This window comes from Saccharopolyspora ipomoeae, from assembly GCF_029952525.1.
Taxonomy (GTDB): Bacteria; Actinomycetota; Actinomycetes; order Mycobacteriales; family Pseudonocardiaceae; genus Saccharopolyspora; species Saccharopolyspora ipomoeae.
Genome location: NZ_JASAOF010000032.1, coordinates 36,655 through 49,936, shown reverse-complemented (window position 1 = coordinate 49,936; position 13,282 = coordinate 36,655). Strand labels below are relative to the sequence as shown.

The 13,282-nt window shown below is 73.0% G+C and carries 9 protein-coding genes; 4 read left to right on the top strand and 5 right to left on the bottom strand.

The window, feature by feature from the left end; genetic code table 11:
- The first annotated feature begins 36 nt into the window (after positions 1-36).
- The 3 genes from QFW96_RS28610 (at position 37) to QFW96_RS28600 (ending at position 3,815) form a co-directional block, all read left to right on the top strand.
- Positions 37-1,617, top strand: a complete 1,581-nt coding sequence (locus tag QFW96_RS28610) for an alpha/beta hydrolase (protein ID WP_425524813.1) — start codon at positions 37-39, stop codon at positions 1,615-1,617.
- A 468-nt stretch (positions 1,618-2,085) separates the two neighbouring features.
- Positions 2,086-2,667, top strand: a complete 582-nt coding sequence (locus QFW96_RS28605) for a TMEM165/GDT1 family protein (RefSeq protein WP_281458856.1) — start codon at positions 2,086-2,088, stop codon at positions 2,665-2,667.
- Between the two features lie 101 nt (positions 2,668-2,768).
- Positions 2,769-3,815, top strand: coding sequence for a saccharopine dehydrogenase family protein (locus QFW96_RS28600; protein ID WP_281458855.1), 1,047 nt, complete (start codon positions 2,769-2,771; stop codon positions 3,813-3,815).
- Between the two features lie 111 nt (positions 3,816-3,926).
- Here QFW96_RS28600 and QFW96_RS28595 read toward each other — a convergent pair whose 3' ends face one another.
- Positions 3,927-4,478 (bottom strand): VOC family protein, encoded by a 552-nt coding sequence (locus QFW96_RS28595; RefSeq protein ID WP_281458854.1) that lies wholly within the window; start codon positions 4,476-4,478, stop codon positions 3,927-3,929.
- A gap of 83 nt (positions 4,479-4,561) precedes the next feature.
- Here QFW96_RS28595 and QFW96_RS28590 point away from each other — a divergent pair, with 83 nt between their 5' ends.
- On the top strand, positions 4,562-5,047 hold the full coding sequence (locus QFW96_RS28590) for a GNAT family N-acetyltransferase (protein ID WP_281458853.1): 486 nt from the start codon (positions 4,562-4,564) through the stop codon (positions 5,045-5,047).
- Between the two features lie 3 nt (positions 5,048-5,050).
- On the opposite strand, the gene QFW96_RS28585 is transcribed toward QFW96_RS28590, so the two are convergent.
- From QFW96_RS28585 to QFW96_RS28570, 4 genes are read right to left on the bottom strand one after another with little or no spacing between them, the layout of a single operon-like run.
- Positions 5,051-6,271 (bottom strand): DUF2399 domain-containing protein, encoded by a 1,221-nt coding sequence (locus tag QFW96_RS28585; protein ID WP_281458852.1) that lies wholly within the window; start codon positions 6,269-6,271, stop codon positions 5,051-5,053.
- Between the two features lie 29 nt (positions 6,272-6,300).
- The gene (locus QFW96_RS28580) at positions 6,301-10,419 is read right to left on the bottom strand and encodes a TIGR02680 family protein (protein WP_281458851.1); all 4,119 of its coding nucleotides are present in this window, start codon (positions 10,417-10,419) and stop codon (positions 6,301-6,303) included.
- On the bottom strand, positions 10,416-11,615 hold the full coding sequence (locus tag QFW96_RS28575; protein ID WP_281458850.1) for a TIGR02678 family protein: 1,200 nt from the start codon (positions 11,613-11,615) through the stop codon (positions 10,416-10,418). The genes QFW96_RS28580 and QFW96_RS28575 overlap by 4 nt, the downstream gene beginning before the upstream one ends.
- Positions 11,612-13,258: a TIGR02677 family protein gene (locus QFW96_RS28570; protein ID WP_281458849.1), complete on the bottom strand. Its 1,647-nt coding sequence runs from the start codon at positions 13,256-13,258 to the stop codon at positions 11,612-11,614. Before QFW96_RS28570 ends, QFW96_RS28575 begins: the two co-directional genes overlap by 4 nt.
- Between the last annotated feature and the right edge of the window lie 24 nt (positions 13,259-13,282).

Here is a 13,282-nt window from a genome sequence, read left to right as displayed (position 1 = left end):
GATCGGCGAAACGCCCACTGATCGGACACGAGGAGGATGCACGTGGCGACGCGACGCGTGCGATTACGGAGAACGCTCGCCGTGGCGGCGAGCGTGCTGGTCACGGGCACTGCGGTGGTCGCGGGAACCTCGGCGGCGCAGGCGTCGCCGGTGACCTGGGGGCCGTGCGAGAAGGCCGTGCTGCAGGACGTCCCGCTCACCGAGCGCCACCTGTACAGCTGCGCGAAGTACCCGGTTCCGGTCGACCACGCCGATCCGGGCAAGGGAACCGTCGACATCGCGATGATGCGGCGGGCCGCGAGCGAACCGGGCGAGCGCATCGGCTCGCTGTTCCTCAACCCCGGCGGTCCCGGGGGAGCGGGGTTCGACATGCCGGTCGGCGCCGTGGACCGCTTCGACCCGGCCGTGCTGAAGCGCTTCGACGTCGTCGGGTTCGACCCGCGCGGCATCGACCGCAGCACCCGCCTGCGCTGCTTCCGCAACGCCGAACAGGCCGACGCGGTGCTGGGCCGGATGTCGTCGGTGCCCGTCACCGAGGAGCAGATCGGCACCACGATGGGCGCCTACGGCGACTACGGGGACGCCTGCGCGAAGAACGCCGGTGAGCTGCAGCGGCACATGAGCACCGCTGACGTCGCCCGCGACCTGGACCTGATGCGGGCCGGTGTCGGCGACGCGCAGCTGAACTTCGTCGGCTTCTCCTACGGGACGCTGCTCGGCGCGACCTACGTCAACATCTTCCCGGACCGCAGCCGCGCGATCGTCCTGGACGGCAACGTCGATCCGGCGCTGCGCACCGCCGACGGCGTGCAGTACGACCGGGAGCGGGCCGCAGGTTTCGAGCTCGCGCTGGACGCCTACCTGAAGCGCTGCGGCGCCGAGGCGACCAAGTGCGCGTTCGGCGAGGGCGACACCCGGGCGAAGTTCGACGAGATCCGCACCGTCCTGCGGCGGGGGCCGATCGCGATGCCCGACGGCACGAAGATCGACCTGGACCAGTTCACCGACGCCGTCAGCAGCGCGCTCTACGACCCGGAGCAGTTCCGGCAGCTGGGCAGCGACCTGCAGGGCCTGCACCTGACGCTGCACCCGAGGGCCGGGCTGATCCCGGATCTGCTGCGGGTGCTGCAGCTGCCCGCGAACAAGCACCGCAAGGACGCCGTCGGCGACGCCGAGAAGTCCTATGTGGACGACTCGTACTTCGCGGTGAACTGCACAGACAAGCCGTTCCCGAAGAAGCCAGGTCTGGTGCCCGCGATCGCCGCGCAGTGGGAGTCGGAATCGCCGACCTTCGGGCGCAACCAGGCGTTCAGCGACCTCGCCGGCTGCTCGCAGTGGCCGCCGACCAGCCCCGACGTGCACCGCGGCCCCTGGGTGCACCGGGGGGCCAACCCGGTGCTGCTGTTCGGCAACTTCTACGACCCGGCGACCCGGTACGAGTTCTCCCGGCGGATGGAGGGCGAGCTGGGCAACGCGCGACTCGTCAGCGTCGACGCCTTCGGCCACGCCATCCTCGGCGACAGCTCGTGCGCCGACAGCCGTGCCGCCGACTACCTGATCAACCTGCGCGTCCCGCGGCCAGGTGAGGTCTGCCGGCCGGACGAGCAGCCGTTCTGAGGACCGACGCGAGGGCCGTCGCTCCGAGGAGAAGGAGCGACGGCCCTCGTCGTGGGCAGGGGTCGATGCGCCGGTCGCCTCTCGGCGAGTGGCGCGACGCGGCTCCAGCCGGACGGTATTCCGCGAAGGCGGTAGATGAGGCCCGGGGACTCGGAACGCATCGACCGGTCGGTTCAACGGCACCCGGTTCCGCGTTGTTCCACCCCTGGAGGTGAGCCCGCTCTCATCGCACCGGCGCATTCGATTTTGCGGTGCGCCGAAACCCGCATTTGGTGAAATGGAAACGCGAATTCCTCCATTCCCCGATATTTGACGCATTCATCGATTCCGGTAATGTCTTCCGCGGTTGAAGGGGAGTAGTCCGAGAATTCGCGGTCGACATGCTGGTGCGGCGTCATCGCACCCGGCCGTGAGCCTTGCGTTCGAGGTGGGCGAGACCTTCGTGTTCTCGGAAGGTGGTTTCGCATCGTGCTGGGCAGCATCGCGCTGAGTTCCGCAGCAATTTTCGTCGCCGAGCTTGGCGACAAGTCGCAATTGATGGCGATGACGTTCGCCACCCGATACCGGTGGTGGCAGGTTCTCCTCGGCATCACCGTCGCGACCACGCTCGTGCACGCCATTTCGGTGGCGCTGGGATTCGGTCTCGGCGAACTGATGCCGACCGAGTGGATCGCGCTCGTCGCCGGTGTCGCGTTCCTGTTCTTCGCGGCCTGGACGCTGCGCGGCGACCGCCTCACCGAGGAGGAGAAGCAGCGGGCCCACCGCGGGTTCACCTCGGCCGTGATGGTGGTGACGCTGGCGTTCTTCCTCGCCGAGCTCGGCGACAAGACGATGCTGGCGACCGTCACGCTGGCCACCCACCACGACTGGCTCGGCACCTGGATCGGCTCGACCGTCGGCATGGTCCTGGCCGACGCGCTGGCCATCGGAGTCGGCCTGCTGCTGGGGCGTCACCTGCCGGAGAAGGCCGTGCGCTACGGCGCGACCGCGCTGTTCGTCCTCTTCGGCGGCTGGCTGATCATCGACTCGGCGCTCGCGCTGCTGGCGTGACGGGAGTCCAGGTCTGACCGGGTGATCGCCGCCGCGCCGGGCAACCCGTGACCGCTGCCGGGGGTGTTCGTTAGCGGGGTGGGCACGGCGGAGGGAACGCGATGACCTGGATGATCTACGGCGCGAACGGGTTCACCGGACGGCTGGTGGCCGACCTGGCGGTGGAGCGCGGGGAACGCCCGGTGGTCGCGGGTCGCGACCCCGGCGAGGTCGCCGCCTTCGCCGCGCCGCGCGGGCTGGAGTCGCGGATCTTCGACCTCTCCGAGCCCGCCCGGGTCGCCGAGATGCTGCACGACGTCGACGTGGTCGCGCACTGCGCCGGTCCGTTCTCGGCGACATCGGCACCGATGGTCGAGGCCTGCCTGCGCTCGGGCACCCACTACCTGGACATCACCGGGGAGATCGACGTCTTCGAGTCGATCTTCGCCCGGGACCCCGACGCCCGCGACGCCGGAGTGGTGCTGCTGCCCGGCGCCGGGTTCGACGTGGTGCCCACCGATTGCCTCGCCGCGCTGGTCGCCGCCGAACTGCCCGGCGCGACCCGCCTGGACCTGGCGTTCCAGGCGGGCGGCCGGATCAGCCCCGGCACGCTCGCGAGCGCCCTGGAGGGCGCCGCGATCGGCGGCCGCGCCCGCGTCGACGGCGAGCTGCGCGCGGTGCCGCTCGCGTGGCGCCGCCGCGAGGTCGCGTTCCCGTCCGGTCCGCGCCAGGTGACCTCGCTGCCCTGGGGCGATGTCGCCACCGCCTACCGCAGCACCGGCATCGGCACCATCACGACCTTCGCCCGGCTCCCGATCCCGGACCTCGGCGACGGCCTCGGCAAGGTGGGTCAGGCGGTGCTGGGTTCGACGCCGGTTCAGCGCTTCGGCAAGGCCGCCATCGGCGCCTTCGTCAAGGGCCCGGGGCGGGGGATCCGCTCGCGCAGCTGGGTGGAGGTCTACGCCGAGGCCGCCGATGACCGGGGGCGGTCGGTCTCCGCCGCGCTCATCGGCCCCGACGTCTACGACATGACCGCGGACTCGGTCCTGCGCGCGGTCAGCGCCCTGCGCGCCGACCCGCCCGCACCCGGTGCCCACACCCCGTCGACGGCGTTCGGGGCCGACTTCATCCGCCGCCTCCACGGGGTGAAGGTCATCGAGCCCGCTTAGGGCCCTGGAGGGGGACTGTCTTTCCTCGAATCACCCATGATCGACGTCCGAAATGTCGGGACGGTTCGGGCTGAAACCGTCGTCCTCCCGGAGCTCACCGCTTCGGGGCGGTCACCCCGGGAGGATGCGGAGCATTCCCGGACGGGGGTTCTCGTCGTGGAGGAATTCGAGGTGGGGTCCTTCGCCCGAGGGCGGGCGGAGGGCGGCGAACTCGGGCTGCTCGGTGACGATGTCGTAGTCGAGCTCCTCGGCCCAGGCCCTGGCCTGCTCGCGGGGGTCGGTGGTGCCGACGACGACCGCGGCCAGGGGGCCGGTGCAGGCGTAGGCCTTGCGGGGTTCGAGGGCGCAGAGCTCGTTGCCCTCGACGTCGGCCATCACCACCCACGGGACCTCGGTGCTCTGGCCGATGTCGGCGAACCGGGCGCCGTGGTTGAACAGCCGCTCCACGACGCGGGTCTGCTCGTCGTGCGACTCGCTGCGCAGGTCCAGGTGCACGTCGTTCTGGCCGGTCTTGGCGCGGTCGGCGAGGAGGAAGCGCAGCGGCACCCCGGGGCCGTCGGGGCGCACCCCGGTCTCGTCCACGACGGTCCAGCCCAGCACCTCGGCCCACCACCGGGCCAGCCGCGCGGGGTCCTGCGCGGCGAACTCCACCACCAACGGCATACCGGGAAGCTACCGGAACAGGACGAATCGGCCAGCCCGAAAACCCGGTGCGGGCGATCGCCGACGTCGTGGAGACTGGGGACATGGAGATCAGGGAGGCCGAGGCGGCCGATTGGGACGGGATCTGGCCGTTCATGAGACGGATCGTGGCCGCGGGGGAGACCTACGCGTGGGACCGGGACCTCGACGAGCAGCGGGCGCGCCAGCGCTGGTTCCCGGCCCCGCCCTGGCGGACCGTCGTCGCCGTGGAGGGCGACCGGGTGCTGGGCACGGCGATCTCCGGACCGAACCGGGAAGCCCAGGGCGCGCACGTGGCGACCGCGAGCTTCATGGTCGACCCGGACGCCGGCGGACGCGGCGTCGGCCGCGAGCTGGGCAAGCACGTGCTCGACCGGGCTCAGGCCGACGGCTACCGGGCGATGCAGTTCAACGCCGTCGTGGAGACCAACACCCGCGCGGTGGCGCTCTGGGAGTCCCTGGGCATGGAGATCGCCGCGACCCTCCCGGAGGCCTTCCACCACCCGACGCTGGGCTACGTCGGCCTCCACGTGATGTACCGGCGGTTCTGACCTCTACAGGCCGCGGCGCAGGTCGTCGAGGAGGGGCTGGAGGGCGTGCTCCTCCTCGACGGCCCGGGCCGCGGTGGTCATGAGGTCGGCCAGCTGGGGATCCCACGGCGTGGGGATCGGGGTGCCGATGAGGTTGGGCAGGTCCGTGCGGTCCTGCGACGCCCGGTCGAGCGCCGAGCGGTAGTCGGCGCCGGACATGCGCCAGGGCACCGCTCCGTGGCGCTGGGCCGTGAGGGCGGCGGCGATGCCGGGCCAGTCGAAGTCGGCGTGCACGTGCAGCACCGCGCCGTCGGCGGAGAGGCGCTCCAGGAGAGCTCGGGCCGCCGTCGACGGCAGGCCGGACAGGCAGAGCACCGGGTGGTGCAGGGCTTCCCGGATCGCCGCCTCCACCACGCGCGGGTGCTCGCACACCGCGATCGCCGTGCCCTCCGGCACCAGCCGCGCCGGGGCGGCGCCGAGGTCCAGGTGCGTGAGGTGCGCGGGCAGTCCCAGCTCGGTGCGGGCGCGGATCCCGGCCGACCACGCGTCGTCGCCGGGAACCGGCAGCGCCCAGGTCAGCACCGTCGCCGACACCCCGTCCGGGGAAACACCGCAGCGCTCCCACAAGGCGCGGCGGTCGCGCTCGTTGCCCGGCGCCTCGACGCCCTGCGCCAGCGCCGCGGCCTTGAGCACGACGCGGCTCAGCGCCGTCCCGTCGTCCAGCGAGTGCGGGAACCCGATCCGCCCGGCCAGCGACGCGCGCGAAGTCCAGGAGCGCGGCGGCTCGGACAGCGACATCGCGGCCAGCACCCGCGCGGCGGCGTGGACGATGCCGGTCAGCTCGGCCTCGCCGACCCGCCCGTACTGCCGCACCCACCGCAACCACGGCGCCGCCCACGACGCACCGGCCAGCCCGTGCTCGTCGAGCACCTCCAGCAGCTCGTCGGCCTCCTCGGCGACCGGATCGGCTTCGGCGACCGCGCCGCTCAGCGCCTCGACGACCTGGGAGAGCCCGGCGCCGAACCGGTTCCGCAATGCTTCGTCCAGTTTGGACACACTGATCCGGGTGCCCTCGCCCCACATCGGACGCCCGTAGAGCTCGCCCACCGCGGTGCGGGTGGCGTCGTCGGGCAGCTCCAGCCGGAACGTCGGCTTCGACGACGACAGCGCCTCGCGCGCCGCCTCCCACAGGCCCCGCAACTCCGGAACGCCGAGGGCCTCCCGGATCTCGTCCGTGACGGCCACGGCGAATACCTCCGATTGAGAACTGCTGGTCAGGCGTCCGGACGCTGCAGGTCCGTGCCCGTCCAGGTGGTGTGCGTGGTCGCGATGCCGTGACCGCTGCGCGGTCGCAGCACGTCGTAGATGTGCATCTTCGGGATCTTCGGCGAGACGCCCCAGCCGCTCGGCCAGGTGATCAGCCAGTCCATGTCCAGGTCCACCAGCAGCCCCAGCATCCGCGCGATCGTCGGATCGTCGAGCCGCTCGAACGCCTCGTCCAGCAGCACCAGCCGCAGCGGACCGCGACCGTCCGAGGACACGCTCACCGCGTCGTAGAACGCCGCCGCGGCCGCGAACAGCGTCACGTACGAGATCAGCCGCGTCTCGCCCGACGACAGCTGCCGCAGCCGCCGCACCCGCGGCTTGCCGTCCGGGCCGGTGTCGCGCACCCGCACCGTGAACGCGAACCAGGACCGGTAGTCCAGCGCCCGCGCCAGGATCTCCGCGTACCCGCCCGATGCGCTGTCCCGCTCGGACTCGATGAGGTCGGTGAACACCCGCCGCAGCAGCGAGTCCTGGTCCTCGCTGCGGTTCGCGAACGGCGTGCGCACCAGGTCGATGGCCTGCTTGATGTCGTCGCCCAGCGCCGCCGACGGCTGCCAGTCCAGCTGGACGTGCACGCCCTGGCTGGACCGGGCGCCGTCGAGGACCTCGTTCATCCGCTTGCACAGGTCCTCGGCGATGGTCATCTGCCCGCGCAGCCGCTCCGCCAGGTCCCGGATCAGGTAGTCCGCGAAGATCGACTGGTAGCGCTCGTTGAGGTACCCGCGCTGCTCGCCGAGCCGCTCGGACACCCGCCGCGCGGCCTCGGCGACCGGCTGCGGTCCCTCCTCACCGGTGACGGTCACCGTGAGCAGGCCGTGCTGGTCGGCGGCGGTGATGTCGTAGTTGCCGCTCAGCGCGTGCTGCAGCGTCTGCAACCGGTTGAGCACCGTCGACTCGGTGGAGCCCTTGCGGTCCGAACCCGCCAGCAGCTCGGCGGCCTCCTCCAGCTCGCCCGGCGGCTCCGCGGAGACCTCGGCCGCCGCCCACAGGCCCGGGATCTCCAGGGCCCGGCGGAACGCGGTCGTCGCCGACTCGGCGTCCTGCTCCCGACCGGCCAGCTGCGACTGCTTGTTCTCCAGCTGCGTCTCCAGCCGGGCGGCGGCCTCGCGCAGGGTGCTGATGCGCTCCCGCTCCTGCGGCAGCTTCTCCCGCAGCTCGGCGCGCTCGCGCTCGAAACCGCTGACCTTGTCGGCGATCTCCTGCGCAGCACCGCCCACCGCCGACGTCAGCTCCGACAGGCCACCGGCCTGCTCGGCGTAGTCGGCGCAGCGGCGCTCGGCCTGCGCCTCGGCCTCCATCCGGTCGGCCACCGCGACGTCGTGGTGCAGCGAGATGTCGCGCAGCTCCGCCAGCGTCGGCAGGCAGCGCGACTCGACGGCCTCGCGCAGCGCGTCGATGCCCGAGCGGGCGTCCACCGCCGCGCGGTGCGCCGCGTCGAGCGCCTGCGTCTCGGCGGGCAGCCCCGCCTCACCGGCGGCCCGGACCAGCTCGCTCTGCGCGGCCTGCCAGCGCTGCTCGACCTCCAGGTGCTGCTCGCGCAGCTGCACCACCTGGCGCTCGGCGTCCTCGGCCGTCTCGATCGCCGTCGCCAGCTTCGCCTGCGCGGTCAGCAGGTCCCCGTCGTCCGGGAAGACCTCCAGGTGCTGCTCCAGCGCCGACGCGTGCTCACCGGCCTCGGCCTGCCGCCGCTCGGCCTCGCCGATCGCCTCGCGCAGCCGGGCGAGCTCGTCCTCCAGCTCGCTGATCCGCCGCGCCCGGGCGTCCTCGCGGGCGCCCGCGCCCACGTACTCGGCGGCCTCCTTGTGCCAGGAACCGCTGAGCGCCCCGGCCTTCCAGGACCCGTCGGTGGACACGCACAGCCCGGTGCCGCCACCGGTCGAGACCGTGGTCAGCAGCCCGGCGACCCGCTCCGGCGGCACCGGCGAGTCCGCCACGGCGGCCGGGGTGAGCAGTGCGTTCAGCGTGCCGCCGGTGGTCGGGTCGACCGGGCCGGCGGGGGAGGCCAGCAGGTCCGTCAGGCCGGGCACGTGCCCGGTGGCGGTGACCCAGGCGTTGAGCAGCCCGCTGGACTGCAGCGCCGCCTCCAGGCCCGCCCGGTCGGCGTCGCTCAGGGACGGCGCGAAGTCGACCAGCTCGTAGAAGGCGCGGCCCTGCGACGGGTCGCGTTCGGCCTCCACCCACGTCGGCAGCTCCGGGCGGCGCTCGTGACCCGCGCGCAGTTCGGCGAGTTCCCCTTCGCGCATGCGGGTTTCCGCGCGCAGCTCGGTGATCTCCTGCTCCACCGCCGACACCGCGCGCCGCGCCTCGTGCAGCTGCGGGCGCGCCCACTGCCGGGCCTGCTCGCGGGAGGTGCGGCTGGCACCCCGGTCGTTGATCAGGTCCTCGACGGTCGGCGGCTCCGGCGGGGCCTGCTCGGTCGCGGCGGGCCACTCGGTGGCCCACTTGCGCGCCAGCTCCACCCACACCGCGGCGGCGTCGGAGAGCTCCTGCTGCGCCTGGTTGCGGCGACCCGCGGCCTCGGTGGAGGTCAGCTGCGCCTGGCGGGCGTTGCGCTGGATCTCGGCGACCTGCGCCTGCTCGGAGTCGAGCTCGCGGGCCTGCTGGTGCAGCGCCAGGGTCAGCGCCGCGCGCTCCCGCGCCTCGGTCGCCGCCTGCGCGGAACTGCCCACCGCGGAGCGGAATTGGGCCGCCAGCGCGTCGGCGTCCAGCTGCGGCGGCTGGTAGCGCTCCACCTCGGTCGGCTCGGCGTCCGGCTCGGGCGAGGTGCGCACCGACTCGGTCTCGGCGACCAGCTCGGCGGCCGGGACCGGCGGCGGCTGCGGCACGGTCGCACCGCCCAGACCTGCGGTGCTCAACTGCTGACCAGCGCGGGTCGCGGCCTGCCCGGCGGCCTCGGCGTCACCGGCGAGCCTGCGCAGCACGCCCAGCACCGACTCCGCCGAGCGGGTCTCCTGAGCCCGGTGCCGCGTCGCCGTGTCGAGCGCGGAAACCGCTGCGGCGCGGGAACTCTCGACCAGCTTCTCCCGGTCGCGCAGGTTCTGCAGCTCCGAGTAGGCCGGGTGCGAGCGCAGCGCGTCGATGCTCGACTCCAGCTCGCTCTCGCGCTGCTCCAGCTCGGTGATGGTGCGCTGCGCGGACTCCCGTTCCTCGCGCTTGCCGGTGAACTGCTCGTCCAGCCTCGCCAGGTCCTTGCGCAGCGCCGCCAGCTTCTGCTGCGCCGCGCGCATCGCCTCCGCGCGGTCGCGCAGCGCGCCGAACGCGTAGCCGGAGTAGGTCGACAGGAACGCGGTCAGGGCCTTGTCCGCCCCGGTGAGCCGGACGATGTTCTCGCGGATCGACTCCAGGTCGTCGAACGAGGTCGCCAGCCGCTCGATCAGGCCCGCGTCCAGCGGCGGCAGCGCGTCGGACAGGATCTGCTCCAGCTGCCCCTCCAGGACCTTCAGGCCCACGTCGGGGTTGCGCAGCGTGCGCTGCAGGTGCAGCAGGTCGCCGTAGCGCGCGGCAGGCACGCCGTAGACCGAGGCCGCGACCTTCGCGCGGAACGACTGGTCGTCGAGCACGCAGTCGGCGCCCAGCAGCTCGCGCAGCTGCGCCGCCCCCAGCGGAACCCGGTCGGCGCCCACCAGGTGCAGGTTGATGCCCACCCGGCGGCTCGTGATGAACCGCCACGAGTCGCTGATCGACTGCGAGGTCTTCGACGCCTTCACCCCGAGACCGCAGGTGAGGAACTCCTCGCCGCCCTCCGGGGTGTCGCGGCGCAGCTCGATCCAGGCGTAGCCGATGCGGTTCGGCCCGCCCGGGTACTCGTCGAGCATCAGCCGCCGGATGCTGACCGTGTCGAAGCCCTTCGACCCCAGCTGGCGCAGGTCGCCGTCGAGGCACAGCGGCAGCAGCAGCTCCAGGGTCCGGGACTTGCCGGAACCGTTGGTGCCCTGGAAGATCGCACGTCCGCCGTCGAGGTCGAACGTCGTCTCGGCGTACTGCCAGATGTTGACGATCCCGCCGCGGTGCAGGCGCCACCGGTGGGCGGACTCCGCAACGGCCGCTTCGGTGCTGTGTGGGCTCACCGCGTTGCCTCTTCCATCTCGTCGAACAGTGACAGGCCCGGCGGTTCGGGCGCCGGCGGTTCCGCTTCGCGCTGCTGCTGCGCCGGTGTCGCGTCGGGCTGCGGGAGCCAGCGGTGCGCGGCCGGGCTGAGCAGCCACGACCCGTCGGACTCGCGGAGCAGGCCCAGCCTGCCCAGCAGGTCGATGACCGAGCGCACCAGGTCCTGGTGGTCCTCGGTCGCAGCCCGCGACCACGCCGACGGGTAGGACTCGACCAGGTCCTGGCACACGTCTGCGAAGTCCTGCCAGGACACCGGATGCCGCCCTGCCGAATCGGGTTCGGCCTTGTCCAGCAGTTCCGGCAGCGCCAGCAGCGCGATCCGCGCGACCGTTCCCGGGCCCGGGAACGCGAGGTCGGTGAGGTAGTCCTCCGGGTCGCACACCACCACGCCCTCGGCGCGGGCCTCGCCGACGAGGCCGAAGAACCGCTCCAGCAAACGGGATTCGTTGATGACGTGCTCGCGCAGCCAGCTCGCCTGCTCCGGCGGCAGGTCCGCGTAGAGCACCACCGGGTCTTCGATCAGCTTGCGCCGCACCGCGTGCTCGATCCGGCGCGGACCGGCGGCGGAGGCGAGCTCGACCAGCTGCTGCGGGTCCTCGGCCTCGGCCAGCGGGCCCGCCACCAGCTGGCCCAGCATGTCGGTGTCGATGGTGATCAGCGCCTCGGCGGCGGACTCGGCCGTCACCGAGCCCTCGGTCTCGGTGATCACGCCCAGCGCGACCAGGTGCCGCAGCGCCGCGGTCAGCGCGCGCCGGTCCGCCGGGTCGTCGGCGATCTCGATCCCGGCCTCGGCGGCGGCCGCGCGCACGTCGCTGACCAGCCGCGACAGCAGGACCTGGCGGCCGATCCCGGTCAGCGCGGCCAGGGTCAGCGCGAAGTAGGCGTAACCGCGCGGGCTCAGCGATTCCACGCCGCGCCCCGCGTCCTCGCCCGGACCGGACTTGTACAGCCGCGCGAAGCGGCGCTCCACCACCAGCCGGTACCCCAGCAGACCCGCGAAGACGTCCTGCAGCGCGGCGCGCTGGCGGTAGATCATCGGCAGCAGGTCGCCGTCCGGCCCGTCTGCGCGCAGCAGCGGCCTGCGCAGCAGAACCCGGGCGCAGCGCACCACGTTCGCCGCGTCGATGTCGGGGAGCTCGTCGAACGTCGAGATCATCGGGCGGCTCCTCGCAGCGGTGCCTCGGAGTCGGGTAAACCGCCGTCCCCGACCAGTTCCAGGACGGTGTCGCGCAGCGTCAGCTCACCGGCCGCGCTGCGAATCCTGGTCTCCTGCCCGGATTCCGGGCGGATCGTCACGCGCAGCCGGTGCACCGGGTCCAGCGCCGTGCCCTCGTCGTCGGAACCGTCGCGCTGCGCCATCGCCAGCGTCAGCAGCTCGCACAGCACGCCCAGCGCGTCCGGCGACAGCGTGCGCCGCCCGACGTCGGCGCCCGCCTCGGCGAGCTCGGCGACCGCGGCGCTGCGCCGCTGATCGGCCTGGCGGGCCTGCTGCAGCAGGGTTTCCTCGGTCATCGGGTCGTCGAGCACCCGCGACGTGCGACCGCGCGCGCCGCGGTCGCCGCGGCTGCGGACGCTGACCGTCACGTCCTGCACCGGTCCGTCGCGCCACGGCACCTTGTCGTTGTCGGAGTCGTAGTCCGGCGCTGGCTGCAGGTGCCGCGCCGAGTGCAGGCCGAACGCCGCCGCGTAGAGCCGGTGCGAGGTGCGCTCGTCGGCGCGGTCGAACCACTTCGCCAGCTTCAGCAGCTCACCGCGCCTGCCGGGCACCAGACCGCCGCCGGAGGTGGCGCGCTTGACGCTGGCCAGCAGCGATCCGATGGCGCGCGCGGTGGCCTCGCGCAGCGCCGCGACCTGGCTGGGGCGGCCGGGGGCGTCGACGAACCAGTCGGTCAGCTCCTGCCAGTCGGCCTGGGTGCGGCCGCGCGCCCGCTCGACGTCGGTGCCCAGCTGGTCGGCCGGGCCCAGCAGCCGCAGCAGCTCACCGCGCGCCCCGGTCAGACCGGCCAGCGAACCGGCGATCGTCTCGGTGTGCCGCAGCACGTCCTCGACGACCATCTGGATGTACTCGACCAGCAGGTTCCGGAAACCCGAGATCTCGTCCGGCGCGAGCTGGTGGCGGGTGACGACCTGGCCCAGGTAGGCGTAGAAGTCGCGGACCGTGGCGGCCAGCTCGGCGTGCTGCAGGAACACCGTCGTGACCTGCTCGGCCAGCCGTTCCCGCGCCTGGCGGGCGGTTTTGCCGCGCGGGTCGTGGCGCTCGGCGGCCAGCGCCTCGGACAGGGCCTTGCCGATGCCGGCCAGGCCGCGGTCGATGGCGGGCAGCAGCTCGCGGGAGACCTCGCGGGCGCCCTCCGGCACCCGCAGCAGCGCGTCGACGTCGCGCTGCACGCGCACGGCGAGCTTGCTGACCTGGTAGCGGACGCTGCCGTGCTGGAACTCGGCGATGCTGGAGGCGATCGTCTCGCGCCGACCGACGACCAGGTTGCCCCACTTGACCAGCTGCTTGAGCCGGTCGATCACCGTGTCCACATCGGACTCGCCGGGGGCGACCCTGCCCTCGCGCTCGGCCGCGGCCAGGGCCGCGGCGACCTCGCCGGCCGACAGGTCCGCCAGCAGCGTCGAGGTGAACAACCGCATGATCGCCAGGTAGGTGCGGTGCTCCTGGGCCTGCAAGTAGGCGAACAGCTGCAGCCGCTGCGCCTCGTCCGGCGTCGTCTCGGCAGCAGCGGGCGGCACGTCGGTCGCGTTTCCCGCGACACCGGCGCGCAGCACATCGGCTTCGTGATCAGGGGCCGTCACGGTCCGCCACGATATCCCGTCGCC